The sequence below is a fragment of the Fructilactobacillus sp. X2R1C3 genome, from assembly GCF_059901425.1.
On the sequence record NZ_JBWXUW010000021.1, the window covers coordinates 1 to 251 of the forward strand.

General features: G+C 39.8%; 1 pseudogene. It reads right to left on the reverse strand.

Features of this window, described 5'->3' with window-relative positions:
• Positions 1–251: pseudogene (locus AC6UDD_RS06985) on the reverse strand (dipeptide epimerase); the annotation flags it as partial.

Here is a 251-nt window from a genome sequence, read left to right on the forward strand (position 1 = left end):
GTTCTAAGATCTTTGCTGCCACCACCAAGTAACTTATACAGCGGCGCTTGATACAACTTACCCCACAGGTCATAAACAGCCAGTTCTAAAGCTGCTTTTGCACTGTAATTACCTACCACTGTTGATTGAATAATATGGCAAATCTGATTAAGGTTTTCTATCTCTCTATCAATCAATTTTGGGGCAATAAGTTGACTAATTACACCCATCATACCTTGATGGGTATCACCCGTAATAACAGGTGTTGATGC